The 25981-nt window shown below is 54.1% G+C and carries 16 protein-coding genes, 13 tRNA genes and 1 rRNA gene; 4 read left to right on the top strand and 26 right to left on the bottom strand.

Going from position 1 to position 25981, the window contains the following annotated elements; all coding sequences use genetic code 11:
• Nucleotides 1-3 precede the first annotated feature (3 nt).
• The 4 genes from MKY12_RS02750 to MKY12_RS02735 form a co-directional block, all read right to left on the bottom strand.
• Nucleotides 4-1575: a methyl-accepting chemotaxis protein gene (locus tag MKY12_RS02750; RefSeq protein WP_339253699.1), complete on the bottom strand. Its 1572-nt coding sequence runs from the start codon at nucleotides 1573-1575 to the stop codon at nucleotides 4-6.
• Between the two features lie 287 nt (nucleotides 1576-1862).
• On the bottom strand, nucleotides 1863-3974 hold the full coding sequence (locus MKY12_RS02745; protein ID WP_339253697.1) for a LuxR C-terminal-related transcriptional regulator: 2112 nt from the start codon (nucleotides 3972-3974) through the stop codon (nucleotides 1863-1865).
• A gap of 519 nt (nucleotides 3975-4493) precedes the next feature.
• Nucleotides 4494-9479: a DUF4132 domain-containing protein gene (locus MKY12_RS02740; RefSeq protein ID WP_339312830.1), complete on the bottom strand. Its 4986-nt coding sequence runs from the start codon at nucleotides 9477-9479 to the stop codon at nucleotides 4494-4496.
• A 13-nt stretch (nucleotides 9480-9492) separates the two neighbouring features.
• Complete coding sequence (locus MKY12_RS02735; RefSeq protein WP_036731220.1) at nucleotides 9493-9912, bottom strand: hypothetical protein; 420 nt, start codon at nucleotides 9910-9912, stop codon at nucleotides 9493-9495.
• 212 nt (nucleotides 9913-10124) lie between these two features.
• Here MKY12_RS02735 and MKY12_RS02730 point away from each other — a divergent pair, with 212 nt between their 5' ends.
• On the top strand, nucleotides 10125-10877 hold the full coding sequence (locus MKY12_RS02730; RefSeq protein ID WP_339312828.1) for a 3'-5' exonuclease: 753 nt from the start codon (nucleotides 10125-10127) through the stop codon (nucleotides 10875-10877).
• A 240-nt stretch (nucleotides 10878-11117) separates the two neighbouring features.
• Entirely contained in the window at nucleotides 11118-11882 is a 765-nt protein-coding gene (locus MKY12_RS02725) for a MerR family transcriptional regulator (protein ID WP_339312826.1), read from the top strand.
• Nucleotides 11883-11940: 58 nt separating this feature from the next.
• Here MKY12_RS02725 and MKY12_RS02720 read toward each other — a convergent pair whose 3' ends face one another.
• From MKY12_RS02720 to rbsK, 6 genes are all read right to left on the bottom strand, one after another.
• On the bottom strand, nucleotides 11941-12501 hold the full coding sequence (locus MKY12_RS02720; protein ID WP_339312824.1) for a PepSY domain-containing protein: 561 nt from the start codon (nucleotides 12499-12501) through the stop codon (nucleotides 11941-11943).
• A gap of 112 nt (nucleotides 12502-12613) precedes the next feature.
• Entirely contained in the window at nucleotides 12614-13216 is a 603-nt protein-coding gene (locus MKY12_RS02715; RefSeq protein WP_339312823.1) for a PepSY domain-containing protein, read from the bottom strand.
• Entirely contained in the window at nucleotides 13213-14580 is a 1368-nt protein-coding gene (locus MKY12_RS02710) for a HAMP domain-containing sensor histidine kinase (RefSeq protein WP_209877062.1), read from the bottom strand. Before MKY12_RS02710 ends, MKY12_RS02715 begins: the two co-directional genes overlap by 4 nt.
• Nucleotides 14577-15269 carry a response regulator transcription factor gene (locus tag MKY12_RS02705; protein ID WP_036731210.1) on the bottom strand — a complete coding sequence of 231 codons (693 nt, stop codon included), beginning with the start codon at nucleotides 15267-15269 and terminating at the stop codon, nucleotides 14577-14579. The genes MKY12_RS02710 and MKY12_RS02705 overlap by 4 nt, the downstream gene beginning before the upstream one ends.
• A 176-nt stretch (nucleotides 15270-15445) precedes the next feature.
• The gene (gene aroD, locus MKY12_RS02700) at nucleotides 15446-16210 is read right to left on the bottom strand and encodes a type I 3-dehydroquinate dehydratase (RefSeq protein ID WP_339312820.1); all 765 of its coding nucleotides are present in this window, start codon (nucleotides 16208-16210) and stop codon (nucleotides 15446-15448) included.
• A 367-nt stretch (nucleotides 16211-16577) separates the two neighbouring features.
• Nucleotides 16578-17516, bottom strand: coding sequence for a ribokinase (rbsK, locus tag MKY12_RS02695; RefSeq protein WP_339312818.1), 939 nt, complete (start codon nucleotides 17514-17516; stop codon nucleotides 16578-16580).
• 292 nt (nucleotides 17517-17808) lie between these two features.
• Here rbsK and glgP point away from each other — a divergent pair, with 292 nt between their 5' ends.
• Both glgP and katA read left to right on the top strand, forming a co-directional pair.
• On the top strand, nucleotides 17809-19425 hold the full coding sequence (gene glgP / locus MKY12_RS02690; protein WP_339312817.1) for an alpha-glucan family phosphorylase: 1617 nt from the start codon (nucleotides 17809-17811) through the stop codon (nucleotides 19423-19425).
• A 348-nt stretch (nucleotides 19426-19773) separates the two neighbouring features.
• Nucleotides 19774-21228, top strand: a complete 1455-nt coding sequence (gene katA / locus MKY12_RS02685) for a catalase KatA (RefSeq protein WP_036731199.1) — start codon at nucleotides 19774-19776, stop codon at nucleotides 21226-21228.
• 195 nt (nucleotides 21229-21423) lie between these two features.
• Here the strand turns inward: katA and MKY12_RS02680 are convergent, their stop codons facing one another.
• The 16 genes from MKY12_RS02680 to rrf all read right to left on the bottom strand — a co-directional run bounded on the left by MKY12_RS02680 (nucleotide 21424) and on the right by rrf (nucleotide 25871).
• Nucleotides 21424-22266, bottom strand: coding sequence for a hypothetical protein (locus MKY12_RS02680; protein WP_051478491.1), 843 nt, complete (start codon nucleotides 22264-22266; stop codon nucleotides 21424-21426).
• 175 nt (nucleotides 22267-22441) lie between these two features.
• Nucleotides 22442-23395 (bottom strand): WYL domain-containing protein, encoded by a 954-nt coding sequence (locus MKY12_RS02675; RefSeq protein ID WP_036731198.1) that lies wholly within the window; start codon nucleotides 23393-23395, stop codon nucleotides 22442-22444.
• 785 nt (nucleotides 23396-24180) lie between these two features.
• A tRNA-Gly gene (locus MKY12_RS02670) sits at nucleotides 24181-24251 on the bottom strand.
• 17 nt (nucleotides 24252-24268) lie between these two features.
• A tRNA-Pro gene (locus tag MKY12_RS02665) sits at nucleotides 24269-24342 on the bottom strand.
• Between the two features lie 154 nt (nucleotides 24343-24496).
• Nucleotides 24497-24573, bottom strand: a tRNA-Arg gene (locus MKY12_RS02660).
• A 10-nt stretch (nucleotides 24574-24583) separates the two neighbouring features.
• A tRNA-Gly gene (locus MKY12_RS02655) sits at nucleotides 24584-24658 on the bottom strand.
• 7 nt (nucleotides 24659-24665) lie between these two features.
• Nucleotides 24666-24749 (bottom strand) — tRNA-Leu (locus MKY12_RS02650).
• A 16-nt stretch (nucleotides 24750-24765) separates the two neighbouring features.
• Nucleotides 24766-24841, bottom strand: a tRNA-Lys gene (locus MKY12_RS02645).
• 26 nt (nucleotides 24842-24867) lie between these two features.
• Nucleotides 24868-24942 (bottom strand) — tRNA-Gln (locus tag MKY12_RS02640).
• Between the two features lie 207 nt (nucleotides 24943-25149).
• Nucleotides 25150-25227: transfer RNA gene (locus tag MKY12_RS02635), tRNA-Asp, on the bottom strand.
• Between the two features lie 4 nt (nucleotides 25228-25231).
• Nucleotides 25232-25308, bottom strand: a tRNA-Met gene (locus MKY12_RS02630).
• A gap of 32 nt (nucleotides 25309-25340) precedes the next feature.
• Nucleotides 25341-25416 (bottom strand) — tRNA-Val (locus tag MKY12_RS02625).
• Between the two features lie 20 nt (nucleotides 25417-25436).
• Nucleotides 25437-25511, bottom strand: a tRNA-Glu gene (locus MKY12_RS02620).
• A 23-nt stretch (nucleotides 25512-25534) separates the two neighbouring features.
• Nucleotides 25535-25624, bottom strand: a tRNA-Ser gene (locus MKY12_RS02615).
• A gap of 3 nt (nucleotides 25625-25627) precedes the next feature.
• Nucleotides 25628-25703, bottom strand: a tRNA-Asn gene (locus MKY12_RS02610).
• Between the two features lie 51 nt (nucleotides 25704-25754).
• A 5S ribosomal RNA gene (rrf, locus tag MKY12_RS02605) occupies nucleotides 25755-25871 on the bottom strand.
• Nucleotides 25872-25981: the final 110 nt, after the last annotated feature.

Genomic DNA, 25981 nt, shown 5'->3' with positions numbered 1-25981 from the left:
CCTCTACAATCTGAACACCGACACCGAGCTATTCAGTTCATCCGCCAAGGAGGCGAGCATTTGCGAGGAGGAGGCCGTCTCCTCGGCTGCTGCGGCGGATTCCTGGCTTCCGGCCGCAATGGATTCAATCGAGAGCAGCACCTCGTTCGTCTGCGCCGCCTGTTCCTCACAAGCCGCAGCGATGCCTGTAATCTGCTGGGTAGTATCATTGACGCGGGTAACGATACCATCGATCAGCCGCTCTGTACGCTCGGACAGGGCCGATACGTCACTGACAGCCTGCACACTCAGAACCGTATTCTTCTGCATCACCCGGATGATCAGGGCAATCTGTTTGGTCGCTTCACTGCTCCGTTCAGCCAGCTTGCGGACCTCATCGGCGACAACGGCGAAGCCCCGTCCCTGCTCACCGGCACGCGCTGCCTCAATCGCTGCATTGAGCGCCAGCAGATTGGTCTGCTCGGCAATCTCATCAATCACCTCGATTATTTCGCCGATCTTCTGGGAATCCTGCTCAAGCAGTTCCATCTTCTCCGACAGATTACTCATACCAAGGCCGGATTCTCTTACCGCAGTGCTTCCCTCCTCAGCACCCTGACGCGTCAGCAGCGACAGCTCCGATGCCTGCTCGGCATTCTTCGCAACCTCATCGATGCCCCGGGTCAGATCCTGAACCAGCTGATTGATATTTTGCGCCGCCTGGGCCTGGGATTGGCTGCCGCTGGCGATTTCTTCGGTGGTTGCCGATATTTCCTCAGAGGAGGCCGCGACACTTTGCGCCGCTTCGACCGTCCCGCCGATCAGCTTGCGCAGGCTGGTAATCATCTCATTGGCTGCTGCGGCCAGCCGGCCGAACTCATCCCGGTTCTTGATCGCAATCTCCTCCCTGAGGTCACCATCTGCCATGCGGACCATCGCAGCGAGCAGCTTGGACACCGGACCCACAATTCCCTGCGAGATCACGATGCCCAGCACAATGGCTGCAAGTGCCGCAAAGATGGAGATGATCAGGATCATCAATCTTCCCGTGGTATAGCTGGCAACCGTAGAGTCGATCCGTTCATCTGCACCTTCGATTACATTACTGGCGGCCAGATCGGCGGTATCCTGAGCCTTCTGCAAATCAGGCAGTGCGTCGATTAAGACGCCGTAGGCCTGCGTATTCTGATCTTTATCCAGCAGGTCATTGACTTTGGGTACGGATTGGTTATAGTTATCCACGCTCTGCTTAATGATCTCTAACGCAGCCCGTTGATCCGCATTCAGTGCGAGCTCTCCATAGACCTTCATCCGGTCAGCAATTTTGTCCTGATCCGCTTTAATAACTGCCTGAATCTCCTCCTTCACCGAATCATCGGTTTCGAGGATAAGCTTGAACAGATCACCGCGCAGCTTGTACAGCTCGGTCCGGATCTCAGCAATATTGACGAGCGCGGGGAAGTTGTAGCTCTGCATCTGTACAGAGTTACTGTTCATGCCCGCCATTTTCATAATCGATAGCCCGCTGATAAATATAAGCAACGCTACAATAACCAGAAAGCCTCCCAACAATTTGGTGCGGATGTTTAGTTTCAAATGAAGCACTCCTCAATATGTATTTTGTCGAGCCTACAAAGCTTCCCCTATTATGTATAACGTAAGGCCTCTGCGCCTATCGCCATTGGTTCCTAAGTTTCGACATAATCTTCCTGTTTTCTACAGGCCTTCTTTCCTTTATCAAGTGGAAACGGCTTTGCCGTCCTTTTAAAGGACGGTACCGTTTCAGCGAGGAATAGAAGGATAATGTATAGCGTGAAACCCATAAATTCTTATATTTGCACAAAAAAAGCAATGTACGCTTACATGCTGCGTAATCATTGCTTTTATAAAGAATCTTTTTTGCCGGTAGCTTGATATATTTGCGAGATCGCCTGTGATCTGCTATGCACACCAAGCTTCTCGTAGATTTTGGTTATGTGATTCTTGACAGTATGCGTACTGATAAACAGTTTCTCCGCAATTTGCTTGTTATTGAGGCCTGTCAGCAGACCATCCAGGATATCGTTTTCCCGGGTAGTAAAACGTACGCCTCCCTCTTGCTGCACTGCAACCGGCGGAGGAGCTATCAGTTGCTCAAAGGAACGCATAAGTGGCTCGGGCACGGGTATAGGAAGTGTTTCCTTCCATTGCCTGCCGCCCTGCTCCGTATACTTCGTGAGCATAAGCAAGACCTTCGCCAAGTACAGATGGGAACTTTCTCCTACATCCTCTTGCCCATTGTAATCCGTCAGGTAATAGTGCATATGGCGCAAAACACATACAGCAGGAATATCACCCAGGTATTTGATCAGCAGCCCTATAGGATATGGAGCAAGGAGCGCGGCCTGGCCAATCCATTCCATCTCTTCCGCAGAGTGACTTAACGGCTCCAACAAGTCCTGTGCAAGCCTTCGGATATCTGCAGCTCTGCTATGTACTACCGGCTGCTGTATCAGCAGATTATCCTGGAGCAGCCGCATGAAGTCAGTTCCGGAGGGCGTGTTCTGAGGCTGCTGGGCAAGCAGCTTGGTCACTAGCAGCACATTGGTCATATGAAAAATCGTTTCATATTCCCGCCGCTGCCCCTCATCACTGAACTGGACCGTGAATAACCCCAGCAGCCTTTGTTCAAATACCATAGGATGCTCTACCAGCTGCCAGCTCTTCCATTCCCGCCGGATCGGCTTGTTCAGCAGGTTGAACCCCGGTATCCCGTCAGCGAAATAGATCTGTTCAGCATCTTCTGCGTAGACGGTGTACAGTTCATTTGGAGCAGAAGAGGAAGAATAGATCCTCAGTCCGGCCTCGTCAGGCGTATGTAATAACAAGCACATGAACGGACTGCCTAGCTGCTGCTGGAAAAACTCAATGAACAGCTGCAGGTAATCCTCCTTATCCTGAGTAACCAGAATCCCTTGGACAATTTCTTTATAGGCATCATGCCTCTTCCTTTGACGTTCATACAGCGCTTCGCTCTCCATATGATACATGGAAGCAGCGAGCTGATGGGCCACCAGCATACCCATATCAGCCTGCTCCTCCGTCAGCTCCGGGCGGACCGGGTCTCCGGCATACAATAATCCATACAGCTTGTCCTTGTATTTGATGGGATAGCAGATTAGCACCTTTGGCCTTACCCCATGCGCAGCAAAAAAAGAAATCCGCAGATCGCGGTCAGCATTCCTCCAGTACCCCATTTGCTTGGAGAGCCCCACCTGTCCCAGAAATCCCTCACCGTAAAAAAAAGAAGCCCCCTGCAGGGAGTTATCCTTCGGCATACCGGTTGTCTCCACCACTGTGAATTGGTCCCCGTCTGCAGCATTACTGGCATAGCCCGCAAATTCCACTCCCAGAATACGTACCACAATGCCCAGTATTCCTTGCAGCCACTCCGGGCTCGCCGGGTCCAGCAGATAAATCAGATTCATAAGCTGCAGGTCATACGCAGAATATTCTCCGCCCTGCTCCCGTTCAAGCAGAGCCTGCACGGTATCAGCCAGTATATCCAATTGGCTGATAATCCTGGCGACGCCCTCCTGATCCAATACCGGTACCTTATCCAGAGCCTGAATCCAGTCCTCGCATTCTCCGGGGGGAACGGTTTCATGAATCCTGCCGGTAATCAGCTCTTTCGTACAACCGTCCACCCAGACGCCTGTCAGAATATAATAGGGCCTTTGCTTACAGATCCCGATGGAGGTAATCAGCATTTTCAGCCCGGAGCGGGTTTCATAGACAATAGTTTTCGATACATTCCTGACCTTCTCCAGCAGGTTCGCAATTGCATGTTCAGCGGTTGCACAAGGAGAACCGAACAACAGAGATGCCATCTCGGTTAAGCCGGAGGGTTCTGTTATTCGTTTGTCCGCTTGATCGGTAATAATAATTGTCAATCCGCATAATGATGCGTATGCGTCTTGCAAAGACTGCAGATTTCGGCGGAGCTTGTTCTTCATTGCTTATTCCTCGCTTTCCCCTCCAAAATTCGCCATTGCAGGACCCATTCCCTGCTTTTCCCGCTTTCCATTCTACAAACGCAGTATTATTGACCGGGAATCCGGGCAAAAATATGCGCGAATGCGAAATTAATAATCTGCTCAACTCGCCCGCCGCTCTCTGATCTCCATTCAACTGCCTTCCCGCGATATCTAGCGTGACCCAGATTATGCGGCCGCCCAATGTGATCGGTTTTTCGATTTCATTTGGTCCACGCACCCCTCGCCAGCCAAATGTAATCGGTTTTTCGATTACATTCCGCTCTCGCACCCCCCACCAGCAAAATGTGTTCGGTTTTTCGATTACATTCCGCCCACGCATCCCCGTCTAGCCATAAGAGGCAGCTTCACCTTCCTCCTCCCGCGACAAAAACACCGGCGCTGAAATTCAGCACCGGTGCCTGTGGCATTGCTCTATATACGGCTGCGGTAAGCCGTGTCCCGTCCGTGCACAATCCGTTCCCCCACCCGCGCAGCCGCTCATCTGCTCAGCTGTACCAGAATCTGCGGGTCTTTGATCTTCGTATCATCAGCGAGCAGCACGACCTTGGAGAGTACCTCCGCTGTACGCGGGTCCTCGTCCAGGAAGGGCAGGAACAACCGCCCCCGGTGCTGCGAATGCACCGGAATAATGGACAGGGCGCCCGCGGCCTGCTTGTACGCCTGGCCGCTGCCCAGATGCACAGCATACTCGCCCAGTGTACCGTCAATCCGTGCATAATTGCCGTCCAGTCGGACGTTCTCAATCTTCAGCAGCCGCAGCGATTCGCTGACGATGACCCGGCGCATCTCTACAGTCGTCAGGCTCGCTTCCGGATCGACGCCGCCGACATGGGCCACGCTAACGACCAGATCCACATCCCGCATAACCTCCGAGAACAGCACTGGCGGCACCTGATCGAGCGGCACGCCCTTGTACGTCTTCCGGTCGAAGAACTGCACTGTCTCCAATGTCGGCGCTTCGGTATCGGCCGGTGAGAACCAGTCCGCCATGGCATAGAGCCGGACGATCAGGTTCTCGGCATAGAACACCTTCTGCAGCCCTTCCTCATAGCTGACCGTCCACTGCCGCCCCTTCAGAAGGGCGACCGTCTTGCTCGGCTGCACCTGATGGCCCGCATAACGGCGGGACAGCACGCCATGGGCCAGCTCATCCTCATTCGGCAGATACAGCTCGCGGAAGACCTGCTTGAACGGCTGGCGGAGCTGACGGTCGAACAGATCCTTCTGGTACAGGCTCCATTGTCCGCTGCGGTATAGATCCAGCGGATGGGCTATCCGCAGCACAGTCTCCCCGCTCAGGGCCGTGGATTCACCCGCAGGACTTACCAGCGCCCCCTGATCCGCATCGTAATATCCCAACGCATCGCCGCTCATCAGCACCAGCTTGCTAATCAGCGGTGCCAGCACCGGATTCCGGCTCAGCCCGGCAATCTCTGCCGGCGTGAAGCCGCTGCCGGACTCCATCGACCGCTCCAGTTCAGCCCGGGCGCGCCGGAACTGCCCGGTAAGCTCGCTCTTGGCCTCCTTCAGCGCTTCAATCCACTCATGCTTCTTGAAGCGTGCGGGCACCGACTTCAGCGCCTTCCCCTTGCTGGTCACCACATAATCGCTTTGCCCTTCTTCGTCGATACTAAGCGAGACGAAGGTCTCTGCGTCCAGCTCATACGGCTCGAAGTACGCAGCATAATCATCCAGCTTGCGCGCCTCCATATCCCAGATCAGGCGGGTGACATCGGCATATCCGGCATTGCGCGCCAGGTTGCCAAGAGCAATCTGTACGGCCTGGCCTTCGCTGGCGCGGCGCTGTGCGCCGAACTTCTTGCTCTCCGCCAGGAAGCGCTGGATGAACTCATAACGCACGCGGATATCCTGCTCGCGGTCTTCTCCCAGCGGAATCAGACTATAGCTGAGCAGATGATCCTTGCCCCGCTTCTGCTCCACAGACTGCTTCATCTCTTCCAGGTTCAGCTTGCCGAGCGTGGCGTCGGCGAACAGCTGGGAACGGCGGTGGTTCGCACCGGCAGAGATGTACTTGGCACAGTCATAGAGCAGCTCGAACCGCTCTTGTCCAAGCTCCTTGTAGGCGGACTGGAACCAGTTCACATCGAAGGCGCCGTCGTTGAACTCCTGCGGCGTGATCGGCGAGTAATGCGCCACCACCGTCTCTTTTTCGGCCGAGAAGCTCTCGTTAATGTGGGCGTGGAAGTACCAGGCCCCGCTGCGAAGCCCTTCCCAGCCCAGGTATTCGGCAATGATCTCGATCCACTGCGGGGCGTACATGGCGGCTTCCAGCAGCTTTTGATCGGACAGCTTGTACTCCTGCAGCAAGGTCTTCAGGAGCTCCGCATTATCGCCCTCACGCGGATAACATACCTTGAGCAGATGGCTGAAGGACTCCTTCTTCGTAATATTGTTGCCATAGCCATACACGTACCCGCGCACGAAGGTATCCTTGTTCAGCCCTGACAGGATACGGATACAATACTCCAGGCCCTCTATCCGCTGCAGCCCCATCGTCATGCCGGTCACCTCAGTCGGCAGGTCGCCGCGTCCCAGCTCAACCGCCAGCAGACGGTCGATGATCCGTGTGCGTAGTGCAACCATCTGTGGACTGTCTTCGATCCAATCATATCTGCGTGAACTGATCCAGCTCATATGGTTGCGTGCATCCTTACTCAGCAGCAGCTCCTTAAGCAGCGTCTCTTCGCGGATGATTCCACTGGTGAAGGCCTCAACGTAGTGCTTCAGTCCGATGATGCTGTCCCGCTCTTCGCCTCCGCTGATCCCCTCGAACCGGTAGCAGGTACGGAACATCTCCTTGAACTCCTCTGCTCCGTTCCATAGCTTCTGCACCATATCGACCCACGGCTCAGCCAGCACAGACAGGAAAGGCCAGTCCGCCCCAAGCTTCTCCTCCGGGAACGCAGCCATCAGCGCATTCACCGCACCATTCACTTGGCGGAAGCCCTCCGGGCTCTTGTGGTCCGCGCGGTACGCATCCAGCAGCGTCTCTACCTGCCATCTGTACTTCAGCTTGTCCACTAGCTTCAGCACAGCCTCGATCTGCTCCAGCGGGTAGACCTCTGACGCGAACTCCTTGCGCCACCCGGACAGCAGCTTCTGCTTGCTAAGTTCCTTATCATCAATTCCTAAGGTGTCGTAACCGTCATAGTTATCCAGGGTCTCATCCAGCTCTTCCAGGCTGATATAGAAGTTCAACTCTATCAGATCCCGGGCGCTCCAGCCGCTCTTGTCCCAATATTCAGCCCATGCTTCATGCAGCGGGTACTGTTCGAGGGCGGATTTGCCACTCTCCTCATCGTTAAGTAAGTACCCCTGCAACGGTCTGAGGTTAGTGCCGATCAGCACCGTGTCCTTATACCCGCTGTAATACTCAACCTCGTACTCTACGTCGCGGTGCTTGTGGATCGTGTTGTCCAGTCCCTTAAGGAATGTCTTGATCTGCTCCAAGGACAGCTTGAACACCTGATCCCAGGCGAATCCGTCAAGTACAGGCCCCTGAGTCAGCCACTCCTCCGTCTGCTGCGGATCGAACAAGCCGAAGCCATTAGCCTTCGTATACTCATTCTTCTGGCTCAGCCTCGCGATCAGCTCGCGCTCCTGGTCGGAAGGCTTCTCCAGCGCCTCCGCCAGCGGACGGACCGCTTCAAAGAGTGCCTGCCGCTCTTCATCCTGGAACAACACGGTCATAATCTCCAGCCCTGCCTGCCGCTGCAGGGCATTCTTGCCCTGCACCAGTCTGTGGACGGACTCCTTCAGCGCTTCATCCGGCTGATTCAGCAGCATCCGGGTCACGCTCTGCCGTAGCGTACCGGTCTTAAGCTTCAGCAGCCCTTCGGCCATCAGCAGCTCATCCTCCGCCAGGGTCAGCCCCTGCGCCAGGTCCAGCGCCAGCTCCCGGTTCTTGATACTCTTGTCGGAGAGGCTGGCGAAGATGAATTCGCGCTGTACGGTATCCTCCGTATGCTGCACGAAGTAATTCAGCAGCTCCCCCCGTATGTCCGTGCTGAGCTTGTCCTTCAGCGCCAGCAATTCATTCACCCAGGCCGGGTCCATATCATAGGAGATCAGATAAAGCATCTTTTGGACCGGCAGATCACGGGTGTAGCTGACCTGCAGGAAATCCAGCACCTTAGAGGTACCGGTCAGCTCCCGGCTGTCCGGATTCAGGAAGATATCCATCAGCAGGCTGAAGTCGCGCTGCCGCTCGCTTTTATCCTCAAGCTGCGGGCTCGTTACGACCTCGATCTTCGGCCCATTATCCTTCGGCCCTCTCCACATCCGGTTATAATCATAATTATAATTCGTCAGAATCCAGTACAGCAGCTCCGGCTCTTGCTCCTTCAGATACTTCCGGGCGCTGCTCAGGCGCACCTCCCGGTTCTGGCTGCCGGAAAGTACATACTCTGCTACAATCTTCTGGTAGGACTGGCCCTGTTCCATCAGGACATCCACCTTGCCGATCAGTTCATTCTCCTCATAGACAGCCGTCCCCCACAAGCTCAGGTAGACATGGTTGGCATTCTCGCTGGTCAGCCAGTCAGCCCGAAGCGCTTCATCCGTCAGCACCTGATAGGCTCCTTCAATCAACTGCTTCGCCACCCGCTGATTCTGGGCTTCCAGACCCATCCCCGTCCATACGCCCAGGGCACGCACCACCGAGCTGTAGTGCACGAGATCATTGTCCAGAATCACCTTCAGCATATACAGGTTGTTCTCTATCGTCCCCTCATCCATCGTCTCCATAATGGACTGGCGCAGTCCCTCCTGCAGCCGGGCAGCGAGCAGCAGCTCGCCAATCATCTGAACAGCAGCCTGGTTATGGCTGAGGAATGCACCTTTTATCATATTGCGGCTGAGCAGCGCCCCCTGGTTGTCCCCGTACACCGCATCCTTAAGCAGATCTTCCATTCCGCTGCCGCTGCGGTCCAGCTCATAGGCGATTACATCGGGAACGGCAACATCTACACGGTAAGAGATACTGTAATCCTTTTCATAATCCCCCTTCAGGTACTCCGGTAACGAGAATTCAATTAACTCCATATAGATCAGGGCATTGATTTTGCGGAGGATCTGCATCCGGTGCGCCTGAACCTCCCGGGTCCGGAACGGCCGGCGCAGATACCCTATGGAATAAGGGTACTCCACTACATGCTTAACTATGTAACGTGCAAGCTCAACGGTATGTGTGCTGTACAGCTGCTGCATGATCCCCATCAGCGGCTCCCAGTATCCCGTAAAATCAGCCTGAGCCGCCGCAGCGCGATCATCCATGATAACAAGGAAGCGGTCCAGCGAATCCTCCCCTTCATGAAGGTAGCGGTTCTTGCTGAACTCCGCGAGCAGGCCTGCCAGCTCCGCGCCTTCCCCCTTCAGCCCTTTGGCTTTGTTCTCAACATCCGCGTACCACTGAGTCTCCCACTCTGCATTTCCGATTTTCATCCTGTCATCTCCCTCACCATAGTCTTCCTGCCAGCATCGTGAACCGGATCAGCGTCAGCTCATCGCCCTCTTCGAGCCTCAGCGGCTCATCCAGCGCGGAACATTCCGCTTCCTGCACGAATACCTTGTACAATCCGTCTTCGTAAGCAAGCAGTGCTGCAGCCGTAGCCTGCTCTACCTCAGGCTTCGTCTCACCGTACACCGTACCGAATCCGACCTTGCCGTTATCACCCTGCTCCGCAATTTCATTTGCGGTCAGGTAAGGGATTAGATCTCCCCGCTCCTGCCGCTCCAGCATCGCCTGCACCTGCCCGGCTACAATCTCAGAAATCAACGCGCGCAGCGTCTGCGGACGGTCAGCAAGCAGCAGCTCCTTACGCTCCAGCACCGGCCTGCGTTTGCCCAGGCTTTTGACGGTTACATACAGCTTCATGGCCTTCCCTCCTTACCTCAATAGCTCTATTCGACAGATTATCTAGTTCATTACCCGATTTCCTAGAAATCAACCCGTTCCCCCGCCGAAAATTCAAATTTGTGCGGATACAGAGCATCCGGTATCTGTACAGCTCTTTTTTTGCTAAAATAGAAGGGTCGGCGCATTTCCGTGCAATCCTGGCGCCAGTCACTGAAACGGAGGCATTACCTGTGGATTATATTATTCTGGACATCGAATTCAACGGCCGCAAATTTGCCAGCGAGCATCCTATGGAGGTCATTGAGATCGGAGCGGTCCGGTTAGACGCTTCATTGCAGGTTAAGGATGAATTCTCAGCCTTAATCAGACCCATATACTTCTCCACCCTGAATTCATTCATCAAGAAAAAAACCGGCATCCCCCAGGAGGATATCGACGTCGCCAGCCGGTTCCCGAAGGTCATTACCGCCTTCAGAGCGTGGCTTGACCAGAGCGCTGACGGCGTGCTGCTCTTAACCTGGGGCGGCGAGGATATGAAGCGGATTATCCAGGATGTGCGGATGCACAAGATGGATGATGCCTACTGGATGGAGGCCACCTACTTCGATCTGCTCAAGGGCGTCCTGCGCGCCCGCGGCCTCAGTAACGACATCAGCGTCGAAGGGGCCATGGCCCTCTTCGGTCTGGAGCCTTCCGGCTCCGCCCACCGCGCGCTGGACGATGCCAAGATGACGGCGGAGATCTTCCACGCAGTCTTCAGCGAGCTGGACTTCGGCCGTTCCCAACACTATGTCGATACCTTCTCGAACGCAAGGGAACGCAAGACGGTTAAGATCGCCATCAAAGCCATGACCGCCCAAAAAATCGTCCCCACCTGGGAGCTGGTCGCCGAGCATTACTTCCCTGCGGAGGATGCCCTGGCGGACCCCCGGAAGCTGGCAGAGCTTAAGGCGTATTTCACCGCCCAGCTTAGCAAGAAATAACCCCATATGCCCGCGCAGCAGCGGCGATCTCCCGAGGCATAGCCTGGGCGGTTGCCGCTGTTTGCTTTTCCAGCACACGGTTACCCGCCCTGCTGTCTGGTTATTATACAAATTAAGAGTTGACCTTGCCGTTACGTCAAAGTATACAGTTAGATCTGTAAGCGGCCGCTTACCCGGCGGGAACGCCTTGAACCCGTTCTCTGCTGTATACACCAAGACAGATTGGAGGCAGATTGGACCATGGAATATACGGTGCAGAAGCTGGGGACACTCGCGGGGATCAGTGCACGGACCTTGCGGTATTACGATGAATTCGGCATTCTGAAGCCGTCCAGAATCAGCTCCTCGGGATACCGGATCTACGGCCAGGCTGAGGTAGACCTGTTGCAGCAGATTCTCTTCTACCGGGAACTGGGCCTAAGCCTTGCGGCGATCAGAGATATTGTCCATTCGCCCTCCTTCGACGGCGCCCGCGCCCTGCGTGAGCACCATGACCAGTTGCTTCAGCGGAGACAGCAGCTGGACCGGCTCATCGCGAACGTCGAGCAGACCATTGCACACACAGAAGGGAGAAGTCCAATGAGTAATCAGGAGAAATTCGCAGGCTTCAAGCAGAAGCTGATTGACGATAACGAGCAGAAGTACGGCCAGGAGATCCGGGAGAAATACGGCGCGGAAGCTGTGGAGCAGTCGAACCGCAAGCTCAGCCATATGACGGAGGAGCAGTACGCTGCCCTTCAACAGCTGGAGGCCGATATGTTCGCGTCACTGGAGCAGGCGATGGAGGAAGGCGACTCGGCAAGCGAACCGGCGCAAAAGGCCGCCGATCTGCACCGCCAGTGGCTCAGCTTCTATTGGGATACGTACACCAAGGAAGCCCATGCAGGCGTAGCCCAGATGTATGTCGATGATGAGCGCTTCACCGCTTATTACGACCAGCGCCGCCCCGGCATGGCCGCGTTCCTGCGGGATGCAGTGCATGTGTATACTGGAGCGAAGCAGTAGACGTAATCGTTTGGCATAGCAAAGAGGCAGCCGGATACGGCTGCCTCTTTTTTACATATCAATCATCATCCTCGTCCGAATCTGTATCGGTGTACACAACCTTGGCAGTATACGCATCGACACCTACTTCTGTCTTGACCTGCCCGTTCCTGACTTCAACCTCATAGACAGCTCCTCCATGGTCCCGGTCCAGATCAATCTCGGTGACCGTCCCCTTCACAGCAGCTTGAGCCACCTCAGCCGCCTTGCCTGCGGTAATCAGCTTGCCGCCTGAGGCCGGAGCTGCCTCATGAGAGTCATCATCGTCTGCATCCTTGCGCACGCTGATCACTTTTCCCGAATAAGCATCTACCCGGACATCTATCTCCTGCTTGGTCTGCTGAATTTCGATATCGTAAAACGTGCCGCTGGCCTTCTTCTCCAGATCGATGCTCTCCACCTGTCCCGGAGCTGCCTTCAAGGCAATCTGCTCGGCTTTGCTTACACTAATTAACGTTTTGCTCTGACTCTTCACTGCTGCGGCTGCATCTGCCGTACTGCCCTTCAGCTCGCCTATACCATAAGCGCCTCCGAGAATAAGTGCTGCCGCCGTGATACTGCTCCATATCTTTGTCTTCAATGTTAACGCCTCCTAAGTTCATTCTTCGCTGCTTCATGTAGTAACTATAACGCTACAATCTGAGAGAACAGCGGGAGTAACATTAGAATTCGCTGAGAAAAAAACAGATACCCTAGGAATCGTCCCCATCCGGCTCTTCCCAGGTCACAGACATAATATGGCCCGAGATGGCATTCACCTGGACTACGGCCTCCCGCCCGTCTGAAGTATGAATCTCCACCAGATAATAAGCACCTGCCGCATCAATTCCCGTATCCACATCGTCCAGCTCCCCCGGTACCTCACGCAGAGCCAGCCTGACAGCCTCCGCTTCGGAGACTACGCTCTGCGCTGCCGGGGTAGGTGCTGGTGACGGGGTAGCATCAGCTCCGCCAGATGGAGCTGGAGTAGCGGCAGACGTAGGCTGCACCGCCGGTTCGTCCACGCGCTTCAGCAGCACGATGGAGAGAATCTCGCCGGTAACTCCGTCCAGCTTCAGCTCATACCGTCCTTGCTCCGTCTGAAGCACCGCTATATAAGCTCCGGCTTGCAGCTTGAGACTGTCTACCTTACCGGGATATTCGCTCAGCACAGCCAGCGTAGCCTGATCTCTGGATAACAGCGGCTCCGAATTTTTCCCGAATATCCGGAAGGCAACCCAAGCCAACAGCAGGAAGACCACCATAGCTATGACTACCTTGTACATTTTGCTCTTATTCCTTGGATGCTGCTTCATTGTCCACCTCCCCTGCGGTCCGCAGCCATGCGGATCGTCACCGAGGTTCCCAGGCCTACCGTACTATCCATGGACAGCTCCGCTCCGATCGCCCCCGCGATCTCTGCGGCTAGCGACAGCCCCAGGCCTGCCCCTCCGTTCTCACGGGTTCTCGCCTCATCCACTCTATAGAAACGGTCGAATATCTTCGGCAGCTCCTCCGGCGGAATTCCAATGCCGCGGTCGGTAATCACAATCATCCGTTCCTGCCCGGCAGCCTCAATACGCACGGTTATCTGCTCATCGCTGTATTTGCGGGCATTGTCCAGGAAGATGAACAGCAGCTGCCGGAGCTTCGCTTCATCGCTGTAGCCTTCGGGTGACCCCTTGACCTGAACCGTGACCTCTCTCCCGTACGCATTATGAAAAGCCTTCGCCGAAGAACGCACCAGCTCCTCCAGATCCATCACCTTCAGCTCCAGATCCCACTGCTCCGGGTGCTTCGCCAGCAGCAGGAGCTGCTCCGTCATTTCCTTCATCCGCACAGCTTCGGAATGGATGGCCTCAACCGATTCATCGAACAGCTCCGGGTGATCCCGCCCTCTGCGCTTCAGCAGACTGGCATAGCTCTCAATAACCGTCAGCGGTGTGCGCAGCTCATGGGAGGCATCCGACACGAATTTCTCCTGCTTCACATAATTGCTCTCTAAGAGGCCTATCATGTCGTTGAAGGTATGCCCCATCTCCACCAGCTCATCCTTCGAGTGTGCTTTCAGCGGAAGCCTGCGGAATTTCCCGCTGCGCTGAATCTCCCGCATAGTCGCCGTCATTTGGACGATGGGCCGCATAATCAGGCCCGACAACAGGCGGCCGGAGAGCAGCAGCGGAAGCAGCACCGCAAGCGTAGCGCCTGCAAGGACCAGCCGCAGCACCCGCAAGGTATCCATCGTGCCCTCCAGACTTTTGGTCATCTGGACATTCAGGACGTTCCCGTCCGTCCAGATGACGGGAACGCTCACGAACGCATACAAGCGTCCGTCCACCCGGACCCGCTCCGCCTGCTTCCCGGGATGGTAGACCGGCTTCAGCCGGCTGATCTCCTGCCCCGAGGCTGAGGTGACCGGCGCCGGTCCGCCTCCGTCCACAGTGAGCAGCCGCAGCATTCCCTCCACCGGCACATATGCCCGGAGCAGCTCCGGTGCCGTTACCCCGTCTCCCGCTTTTCTCATCGCGGCAGCAATTCTGGCTGTCTCGGCAGATGCCTGCCCGAGCTGGCTGTCTAGTGACATCCGGCTGAACACGGCGTAGATGAACAGATTCATGAGGATAAGCAGCACGGCGAACAGCACGCTGGAATACAGATGAATGGTGCTCCGCAGCTTCATGGGGCATCCTTCAGCACATAACCAACGCCCCGCACGGTATGAATCAATTCAGGCTGGTGGTCCAGCGTAATTTTTTTGCGGACATAGCGGATATAGACATCCACAATGTTCGTATCGCCGTAATAATCGTATCCCCAGACGGCAGCCATGATCTGTTCCCTGTTCAGCACCTGGCGCTTATTCTTCAGCAGGTAGACCAGCAGGTCGAACTCTCGGGGAGTCAGCTCGATGCTCCGGCCTGCCCGTTTCACCTCCCGCGTAGTTTCGTTCAGCTCCAGATCCTCTGCCATCAGCAGGTTGACGGCTTCCTCTCTCCTCCGCCCCGAGGCCAGCCGCAGCGCAGCACGGACACGCGCCAGCAGCTCCTCAATTTGAAACGGCTTCGTAATATAATCATTGGCCCCAAGGTCCAGGCCTGATACTTTATCCTCTACCGAGCTTTTGGCTGTAAGCAGCAGCACCGGCGTATCGGGATCACCCGCCCGGATTCGCCGCAGCAGCTCTATGCCGCTGAATCCAGGCAGCATCACATCCAGCAATAACAGATCCGGCTGCTGCTCCTGGTACATCTCCAGCCCCTGATGGCCGCTCCCGGCAATGGACACACGGTATCCCTCGCATTCCAGCTCAATCTGCAGCAGACGGGCAATTCTCACCTCATCCTCCACCACCAGAATCAATTCTGTCATCGGCGCTCCGCCCCTTCTACTTGGTTGCCTCCATTGTAGGGCATGGGCAGCTACAGTTTCAAACTCCGCCCGCTATTTGCTACCTCTCTCTATATGCAAAAGGGTGCTTCCACCGTAATACCGGCCGGAAACACCCCTGTCAATCTTCATTCCTGCTGCGTCTGAACCGGCAGCCGCTACAAGCTGCGGTGCAGCAGCTCCAGCACACCGCGCAGCTCGGCGACTGCCACCTGCCCCGGTGCCGAAGGCTTATGCGCCGCACCGAAGGTCAGCGCCGAGCCGAAGATCTCCCCCGCCAGCCGGCTGATCACGCCCTCCCCGGCCATCGACATCGTAATGATCGGACGGTCCGCATACTGCTCCTGCATCCGGTTCGTCGCCGCCAGCAGGGTCAGCACATCGGCTGGACCCTGCGGCATTACGGCAATCTTGGGCAGATCGCCGCCCAGCTCCTGCGCCCGGCGCAGCCGGGATACGATCTCCTCCTCGGACGGTGTCCCGTGGAAATCATGATTCGAGACAATCACGAACACCGCCTGCCCATGCGCTGCGGCAATCAGCTTGCGGACTTCCGCTTCCTCATGGAACAGCTCCACATCCACAATATCCACCAGTCCGCTCTCTACCGCAGCCAGGTTCAACTCGAAGTAATAGGCGGTGGAGATTTCCTTCTCCCCGCCCTCCTTGGTGCTGCGGAAGGTGAAGATCAGCGGAATCTCCGGCAGCAGACGCTGAATGTCCTCCAGCACCTGAGTTACGGCATTAATATCTTCCACCTCCGTGAAGAAATCACTGCGCCACTCCACCACATCCGGCGCCAGTGCGATTAGCGCCTCAGCTTCTTCACGCAGCTCCGTCCGCGTCGTTCCGACCAGCGGAACACAGATTTTGGGCATCCCTTCTCCGAGGGTTATATTCTTGACGGTTACTGTACCGCTCAAACGTGTCAGCTCCTTAGCGGACCCGGAGTCTCAGAGCTTCCTCTGACGCTCCCCGCTTAATTTGTCTGTTATATAAAACGCACTTAAGGTTTGAACTCGAAGCTTGGTCGTCGCTGCGGTGAACATTTGGACTTCCGGCCGCTGCCCGTCAACAGATTTCTTTGATTTAATCCGCTACTCGCGGTTGAAATCCGTTGATTAGCTGATGCTTACGATGCGAGCTTTCCTTCGGAAAGCTTTCAGGCGGACGCTACCGCTCCTACAGTTCCAAATTTCCCCTCCGCTTCTTTTTGCTTTTCGTTAATTTCTTTAGTGCGTCTTATATAGCAAGTGCTTCCTCTATCACACACACGGAATCTACTGGGATCTACAGGTCTTGTGGCTCTGCATTAGCAGCTGTCCGCAGGAACTGCTCCACCTCTTCCAGTCTGGGCAGAGAAGCAATCGCACCCGTCTTGCCCACCGCCAGCGCACCGACAGCATTGGCGAAGCGGACTGCTTCCTCCAGCGTCCTGCCGCAGGTCAGCTGCCAGGCCAGCGCCCCGTTGAAGGAATCTCCGGCTGCGACCGTATCTACCGCCTGCACCGGGAACCCCTGGACATGCCGGCTTCCGGCAGCATCCACGATTAGCGCCCCTTTGGAGCCCAGCGTTACAATGACATGCCGGACCCCTTTTGACAGCATCATCCGGGCCGCACGCTCTGCATCATCCACACTCTCCACAGCGATACCGGCCAGAATCCCCGCTTCTGTCTCATTCGGAGTCAGGTAGGTGATATGGTGCAGCAGTTCATCGCTCAGCGGCTGGGCCGGAGCCGGATTAAGAATCACCGGAATCCCATGCCGGAACGCCAGGACTGCCGCAGCCTCGCACATCGCCAGATCCGTCTCCAGCTGCATCACCACGATCCCGGCTCCGCTGATCACTGTCTCAAGTGCTTCAATATCCTCCGGCTTCATCTCCACATTCGCGCCAGGCACTACGATGATCCGGTTCTCACCGGACCCGTCGACCACAATGGAAGCCACCCCTGTAGCCTGGGATTCACTCAGCGAGATATACTCGGTATGAACCCGCTCCTGCTCCATAATCTCCAGCAGCCCGCTGCCAAAAGCATCCTTTCCCACTCTGCCGATCATCGTCACATCCGCGCCCAGCCTGGCCGCCGCAACGGCCTGATTCGCCCCTTTTCCGCCCGGAGACAGAGCGAAACCCTGACCGAACAGGGTCTCACCCGCCTCCGGCGCGCGCTCTGCCCGCACGACCATATCCATATTCAGACTTCCAATTACGACTATACTCAATCCTTTACACCACCACTTGGTTTATTGTTTGCTTTATGGTTTAGATGAAGCTTGTACATTTTTACTCCCCTTATCTTATGGCCTTCCGGCAGGTTTATCAAATTTTATTTATCGGCTCCGCAGGCAGCCAGTTGTCACCGAAACTCCGCTGTGCTTTTTAAGGATAAATATGCTAGAATGATGGTGCAATCGCTTCCAGAGCCCGTCCTGCCTTATTGAGCAAACGTTTGCATCTTAGATACAGCCTGCAGCAACTCGTTATTATCTAAATCGCACTTAGGAGGCTTATCACGTGAGCGAGAACCACTTACCGTCAGTAGCTTATTTCAGCATGGAGTATGGACTGCATTCCGATTTCAAAATGTACGCCGGAGGCCTCGGCATTCTGGCCGGAGATTACATCAAGGGCGCGCAGGATATCGGGGCACCCATCATCCCCATCGGACTCAAATGGAAACAGGGCTACACGGACCAGAAGATTGATGCGGACGGCAACCCCTACGACTCTTACCACAACTATGTGTACGACTTCCTGGAAGATACGGGTGTCAAGGTCACGGTAAAAGTCAGAAAGACCGATGTGGTCTGCAAAGTGTGGAGAACCGACCATTTCGGTAACCGTCCGCTCTATTTGCTCGACACCGATATCCCGGAGAACAGTGATGCCTGGATTACCGGCCAGCTCTACGGCTGGTTCGGGGAGGAGCGGATTGCCCAGGAGATCGTGCTGGGCATCGGCGGCGTCAAAGCCATGCGCGCTCTAGGAATTAAGATCGATGTCTATCACTTCAACGAGGGACATGCGGCGCTCGCTGCAATCGAGCTGATCCGGGAGAAGATGTCAGGCGGCAGTACCTTTGAAGAAGCCTGGAAGGCTACACGGGAAGAGGTTGTGTTCACTACACATACACCGATTAAGGAAGGCAACGAGACCCATCCGCTGGACCGGCTGGAGTACATGGGGGCCTTTAATGGCTTAACCCGGGCGCAGATGGAGCGGATCGGCGGGGAGCCGTTCAATATGACCGTCGCTGGTCTAAGGCTGTCGCGGATCTCGAATGCGGTCGCCCAGCTTCATGCCGATACTGCCAACAAGATGTGGAAGGAAGTCGCCGGCAGATCCGAGATCATCGGCATCACCAATGCGATTCACACCCCTACCTGGGTAGATGAGCGGATGACCCGTGCTTTTGAGGAGGGCGGCGACCTGTGGGCCGTCCACAAGGAGATCAAGCAGGAGCTGATCAGCTTCATCGAAGAACGCTCCAGGATCGCCCTGAATCCAGAGCATCTGCTGATCGGGTTCTCCCGCCGCGCCGCTCCCTACAAGCGCAGTGACTTGATCTTCTCCCGGCCGGATATTATAGAGCCGTACCTGGAGAGCGGCAAGATTCAGATTGTGTTCTCCGGCAAGGCGCACCCGCTGGACGACAACGGCAAGCGGATCGTCAGCAACCTTGTAGCCATGATGCGCAAATATCCGAAGAGCGTAGTCTTCCTGGAGAACTACGATATGACCATCGGAGCCCAGCTGACCCGCGGCTCTGACATCTGGCTGAACAATCCGCGCAGACCGCTCGAAGCCAGCGGAACCTCCGGAATGAAGGCCGCCATGAACGGCGTTCTGAACTGCTCCATCCTGGACGGCTGGTGGCCGGAGGCCTGCATCGACGGCGAGAACGGCTGGCAGATCGGTGACGGCTTCGAGACTACCGACTTTGCGGTGCTTGACCAGCATGACAGCGATGCACTGTACGAGACCCTTCTGAACCGCGTCCTCCCGGTCTTCTATGAGAATCAGGCCAAGTGGGTGCAGATGATGCACCGCAGCATCGAGACCACCCGCACCGAGTTCGCCACCAAGCGCATGCTGGATGAATACTATAACCGTATGTATATCCCAATCTAACTTACAGTAGTTTTTGCTCCTGTCACCCGCATCCAGTTGCTGCTGCTCCGTTACTGTTCACGAATCCCCCTCCTGTCCGCTGCTGCGGGCGGGAGTTTTTTAGGCCCTCCTGACATTTCCCATACCGCTACTTGTAGCTTCATCCGGCCTCATTCTGCCCATCTTCACGCTGCTCTTAATGGAGCTTTATTTCTCACCCGCAGACCATCGCTCATATCATGAATCTATCTTCTCCCGCATACACTTAATTATAATAATTATAAAAAAGGATTGATTTTATTTAAATTCTTGCTATTATAATATTTATACTTATTCTAAAATCAAATCCTATACGAGGTGATTGTGTTCATGACCACAAATAATAACAACAAGCTAACGACAAGCTGGGGCGCCCCCGTAGGTGACAACCAGAATTCAATGACCGCCGGTGCCCGTGGCCCCGTGCTGCTGCAGGATGTCCATCTGCTGGAGAAGCTGGCCCACTTCAACCGTGAGCGTGTTCCTGAGCGTGTCGTTCATGCCAAAGGCGCCGGTGCCCATGGTTATTTTGAAGTCACCAATGATCTCTCCCAATATACGAAGGCTGCCTTCTTGTCGGGCGTCGGCAAACGCACCCCGATGTTCATCCGTTTCTCTACCGTAGCCGGGGAGCTGGGTTCATCCGATACTGTGCGCGATCCGCGCGGCTTTGCTGTGAAATTCTACACTGAGGAAGGCAACTACGACCTGGTCGGCAATAACACGCCTGTCTTTTTCATCCGTGATGCCATCAAGTTCCCTGACTTTATCCATACCCAGAAGCGCCATCCGCAGACCCATCTGAAGAACCCGAATGCCGTCTGGGACTTCTGGTCCCTCTCCCCCGAGTCTCTGCACCAGGTGACGATTCTGATGTCCGACCGCGGCATCCCGGCTACTCTCCGCCATATGCATGGCTTCGGCAGCCATACGTTCAAGTGGGTGAATGCCGAAGGTGCAGCTGTCTGGGTGAAATATCACTTTAAGACAGAGCAGGGCGTCAAGAACCTCGATGTTAAGCTGGCAGCACAGCTAGCCGGGGAGAACCCGGATTATCATACAGAGGATTTGTTCAACGCCATTGATACTGGAGACTTCCCGGCCTGGAGGCTGCATGTGCAGATTATGCCTGTGGAGGATGCCGACACCTACCGCTTCGATCCATTTGATGTAACCAAGGTGTGGTCGCAGAAGGATTATCCGTTGATTGAGGTAGGCCGCATGGTGCTGGACCGCAATCCTGAGAATTACTTCGCCGAAGTGGAGCAGGCTACCTTTTCCCCCGGCTCGTTCGTTCCAGGCATAGAAGCTTCTCCAGATAAAATGCTTCAGGGCCGCCTGTTCGCATACGGGGATGCCCACCGCTACCGGGTAGGAGCGAACCATAACCACCTGCCGATTAACCGGCCTATCGCAGAGGTCAACAATAATCAGCGCGACGGCGCGATGAATGCTACGAATAACGGGGGAGGCTCCGTCTACTACGAGCCCAACAGCTCCGGCGGGGCAACCGAGTCAGCGCCGCATAAAGCGGCTGCTTTTGAAGTCTCCGGCCAGGCGGACAGCGTGTCTTATGACCATGACGATCACTACACTCAGCCGGGTGACCTGTACCGTCTGCTCAGTGAAGAGGAGCGTGCCCGGCTCGTGAGCAATATTGTCGGCGCGATGACTCCAGTGGAGTCCGAGGAGATCAAGCTCCGCCAGATTGGCCACTTCTACCGAGCCGATCCGGAGTTTGGCCGGCGAATTGCAGAAGGACTGGGTTTGGCTGTAACAGAGTAACCTCTATCCACAGCAAAGAAGGGATAAGCATCGTCGCTTACCCCTTTTTTGCATGATATGCAGCTTATATTTCCAGATTCATGAGACAGAGAGATTTTAGACTAGTGGCCTGCTCCGTGATTGTTAATAGAGATATTGCCAGAGGATGCGGATAAGTGGCCGCCTGCGCTTGCCGTTGTTACCACTACGCTTGCACTAATCAGCAATACGGCTGTTAATAACGAGATCGCCTTTTTCATCTTTTAAAAACTCCCTCTCTAAGATATTTTTCATTACATTTTGATAAGATTCTTGTTGTTCTGCGGTCGCATGGCTTCGGATATGTTCATAAAACGACACAATCTTCCTAAAGCCTGTCCCGTCATAAAGTTTACTACTTATTACCAAAATATAGAGAGTCAGATTAATTGCATCATGAATTTTCTCCCTTTTATACAAATAAATTGCACTAAGATGCATGTAGTCTATGTAGTATCTGATATCTTCCTGCTTCTCTCTGCAGCTTAGTTCCTTCAATGGCTCATTGAATTCATCCAGTACCCAGTCGATAGAAAAGTTGTACTTAATGGCCGATTCCAGCACAGTAATCAAGCAGGCAAGCAGTTCCTCCTGGTCCCCTGTACGAATGAATTCAACATAATCAGGGAGAACTTCTACCTTTCCTTCCAGCAGATCAATGACGAAGGTGTTGGCAATCGCAATGTTCCTGTAGTATTCCACTTCTACGGCAGCTTCCTGATCCACATCCGTGATCCAGCTCAAATCCGAATACAAGCCTATACACTTTCTTGATTCAGCGAGGTTACCGAGCTTTTGATAGGCAATCCCCTTCATGCACGCACTGTAGCCGAGATAATACGCTATATTTTTTTTCAAATAATACTTCTTTGCACCCTGTCGATGGGAGCCGTAGGTTAGAACTGCAAGTTCAAAGAGCTTGTCTGAAATCTCGAGAATTGCCGTCCAGTTCTCCCATGAGAACGAGACTTTAAGCATGTCTGTCAAAGAGTCTTCATTCATCCCATCCAGTTCCAGCAATTTCTATCTTGCCTCCTATCATTCCATTATATTCCAATAATAACCTGCTTCACCGCTCCGGTCAATTCATTCCCGACATATATATCTCTAAAAAAGCCTTTATTCTCCAGTTGAGCTATTCAATCTAACCTTTTCGACATTTTTATTCCATATTATGTAATATTGTAGTCTGCGGCTACTGCTGATACACATCCAGCCACTGCTCCAGCTGCTCCTTCAAGCGCTCCCTGGCCGACTCCGGCTCCAGAATCTCAGCATTCGGGCCATACTGCAGAATCCACTTGATGAACTCCTTCTCATTATTAACGGTGACTTCGAACAGCAGCGTTCCATCGCATTCTTCGCTCATCCGCGGCTGTACGAACAGCTCCTCTTCCTTAATGTAACGCGCCACCTCCGGATCGAACCGTACCTTGAACGTGACATTCCGGGTCCCCCGGTTGATCGACCAGGTATTTTTCAGATATTTTTTAATATTGAAATTTCCCTTATCAAAAGTGGAAGCCGTCATCTCGACCTGCTCAAACCGGCTGATCCGGAACGTACGAATTGCGCCCTTCAGATGGCAATAGCCAATCAGATAAAAGCGCTGATCCCGCGGGATCAGATAATAAGGATCAATCTTCCGCGCTGTAGTGGCGTTGCGTGACTGCGAGTGGTATACCGTCCGGATGCTGCGCTGCTCCAGAATGGCTCCAATAAGCGGCTGCAGGAAGTTCCGGCTCTCCTTGCGGTAGGCAGGGGTACCCATTTGAATAATATCCGCGATATTCTCCAGCAGGCCATTCTGCCGCGATTTCTCCTTCAGATGAGTCCCCATCACCTTGTCATAAGCAGAATGAAAACCCGGCGGAATTCTATCCGGATTCAGCACAGAAGGCAGCAAAGAGAACGCCAGCGACTCCTGCTCCGAGAAATCCAGCGGATATAAAAAGAATTTGCCCATGAACCGGTAGCCCGTGCCTCTTCCCTCATTCGTAACCGGTGCAAAGTGGCTGATCACCTCAAGATCCCTGTAGATCGTTCTAATATTCACCTCGCACCTAAAGGCCAAGTCTGCTGCGGTAATCCCCGGGTTCGACTGAATGGCGTTAATAATTCTGAAAATCCGTATTACTTTGTCTGTCATAACAAATGCTCCTCAGCTTCCAAGTAAGTGTTGCCTATGATCCAATAGTCCAATAGTTATACTATATCAGTTCTATAGAAACATAACGCCCTCCCATACTATTGCAACATTCCAGCCCTTACAACAAATCACCCTAGCGGCTGAATGATACTGCTGCCTCTATACCACTCGTATACGAAGCTCACTTTTCTCCATCTCTCTGCCTTCTGACGGCCATTTGACAACTACAGCCCTTAGCGCTCTGGCTCACAGATACTCTGAGTTCTATGTGTTCGGTTTTTCGATTACATTCGGTCATTGACCACGTTCTGATTTGCTTCTTACTTTAATGGCGATAATGGCGATGCTTCCACTTCCTATCTCTTACCAATTCTAAGCATTTTCTCTCACCGACCGGTTGAATAGCCGCATTGTTGCATATCTTGCAGGATTTCTCCAAAAATGTTACGGGCTACGCTATATTGTTGCATCAATTGCAGGAATTCCGGTGATTAGAGCAACTTAGCGCTGGCTTTGTTGCATTTCTTGCAGGATTTCAGCATCGGTCGCTTCTATTGGGCAGTATTGCTGCATTTCTTGCAGGAATTCTAAACAATGTTACGAGCTGTGGAGCATGGGGCCCCATCCTTTCATCGCAAAGGAGCGATTGTATTCGGACTTTCGCATACAATGGGACACGCGCACTTATATCAGCCCAATGTGTTCTGTTTTTCGCATACATTTCCAAATAGCAAAAAAAGTCCGCCTTCCCCATAGGGATGACGGACTCATGTGATACAGATATAAGCGGGTGATGGGAATCGAACCCACGCTATCAGCTTGGAAGGCTGAAGTTCTACCATTGAACTACACCCGCACAGGTGAAATGAAATATCGGGATGACACGATTTGAACATGCGACCCCCTGGTCCCAAACCAGGTGCTCTACCAAGCTGAGCTACATCCCGTTAATAAAAAAGTTAAATCAGTGAAGTAATAATGGCGCACCCTGAGAGATACGGATGCTACGCATCCGATTGCGAAGTTGTGCTATCGAAGCTTATGCTCCAACGAACTCGTTCGAATCTGACGGACACTTAGATAATTCAATGAAGCAATATATGGCGCGCCCTGAGAGATTCGAACTCCCGGCCTTTTGATTCGTAGTCAAACGCTCTATCCAGCTGAGCTAAGGGCGCAAAATCTATATGGAGCGGACGACGGGAATCGAACCCGCGACCCTCGCCTTGGCAAGGCGATGCTCTACCGCTGAGCCACGTCCGCAAAAACATGGTGCGCGTGAAGGGACTTGAACCCCCACGTCGTGAAACGCCAGATCCTAAGTCTGGTGCGTCTGCCATTCCGCCACACGCGCACACGTTACAAGAAAATGGTGAGCCATGAAGGACTCGAACCTTCGACACCCTGATTAAAAGTCAGGTGCTCTACCAACTGAGCTAATGGCTCTCATAAGAGAAACAATCCAAAAAAGATGGCTGGGGATATAGGAATCGAACCTATGAATGACGGAGTCAAAGTCCGTTGCCTTACCGCTTGGCTAATCCCCAATATTATAATTAGCAAAATACTACGGAATCGGATGGATACTCTATACTTCGAGATATAGGATGCTCAATCCCTCATGTCTTAATACCAATTAAAATGGCGGAACAGGGCGGGATACTCTTCACTCCGTTACGAGATTGCGAAGTATTCCTTTCGATGCCTATGCTTCAACGAACCCAGGGAATTCTCATCCCTTAAGCCATTAAAAATGGCGGAACCGACGGGATTCGAACCCGCGATCTCCTGCGTGACAGGCAGGCATGTTAGGCCAACTACACCACGGTTCCAAATTGGTTGCGGGGGCAGGATTTGAACCTGCGGCCTTCGGGTTATGAGCCCGACGAGCTACCGGGCTGCTCCACCCCGCGTCATTGAATATTATCTATTCGGTTAAGATAGATGGTGGAGGCTGAGGGGTTCGAACCCCCGACCCTCTGCTTGTAAGGCAGATGCTCTCCCAGCTGAGCTAAGCCTCCATGTATCAGTTCCAAAAAAATGGTGACTCGTATGGGATTCGAACCCATGTTACCTCCGTGAAAGGGAGGTGTCTTAACCCCTTGACCAACGAGCCATGCTGTGTAAAAAGTATTGCTACGGAGAGAGAGGGATTCGAACCCTCGAGACGCTTGTGGCGCCTACACGATTTCCAATCGTGCTCCTTCGGCCAAACTCGGACACCTCTCCATATGGCTCCCCGAACAGGACTCGAACCTGTGACAACTCGATTAACAGTCGAGTGCTCTACCAACTGAGCTATCAGGGAATATGTAACCAATCAGGGCAAAAAAAATACCACAATGTGTGTGGATGGTCCGCTTGGCGGCGTCCTACTCTCCCAGGACCCTTCGGTCCAAGTACCATCGGCGCTGGAGGGCTTAACGGTCGTGTTCGGGATGGGTACGTGTGGAACCCCTCCGCTATCGCCACCAAACGGGCATTTACAGCGTAAATGCTTCAGGAATTTGATTCCTGAAAACTGAATCCGAAACGAATCTGCGTTTGCCCTTCTTACGGGGCCCCCGGAAAGTATTCGGAATCCGC

This window comes from Paenibacillus sp. FSL M7-0896 (assembly GCF_037975415.1).
In the GTDB taxonomy this organism is placed as follows: Bacteria; Bacillota; Bacilli; order Paenibacillales; family Paenibacillaceae; genus Paenibacillus_AQ; species Paenibacillus_AQ silagei.
This window is presented reverse-complemented; position numbering and strand designations above follow the sequence as displayed.

Coding starts and splice junctions, on each gene's coding strand:
- MKY12_RS02715 (WP_339312823.1), bottom strand. CDS start 13,216: ATGAAGCAGCATCCAAGGAATAAGAGCAAAATGTACAAGGTAGTCATA.
- MKY12_RS02740 (WP_339312830.1), bottom strand. CDS start 9,479: ATGAAAATCGGAAATGCAGAGTGGGAGACTCAGTGGTACGCGGATGTT.
- MKY12_RS02725 (WP_339312826.1), top strand. CDS start 11,118: ATGGAATATACGGTGCAGAAGCTGGGGACACTCGCGGGGATCAGTGCA.
- MKY12_RS02675 (WP_036731198.1), bottom strand. CDS start 23,395: ATGACAGACAAAGTAATACGGATTTTCAGAATTATTAACGCCATTCAG.
- katA (WP_036731199.1), top strand. CDS start 19,774: ATGACCACAAATAATAACAACAAGCTAACGACAAGCTGGGGCGCCCCC.
- MKY12_RS02705 (WP_036731210.1), bottom strand. CDS start 15,269: ATGACAGAATTGATTCTGGTGGTGGAGGATGAGGTGAGAATTGCCCGT.
- MKY12_RS02710 (WP_209877062.1), bottom strand. CDS start 14,580: ATGAAGCTGCGGAGCACCATTCATCTGTATTCCAGCGTGCTGTTCGCC.
- MKY12_RS02745 (WP_339253697.1), bottom strand. CDS start 3,974: ATGAAGAACAAGCTCCGCCGAAATCTGCAGTCTTTGCAAGACGCATAC.
- MKY12_RS02735 (WP_036731220.1), bottom strand. CDS start 9,912: ATGAAGCTGTATGTAACCGTCAAAAGCCTGGGCAAACGCAGGCCGGTG.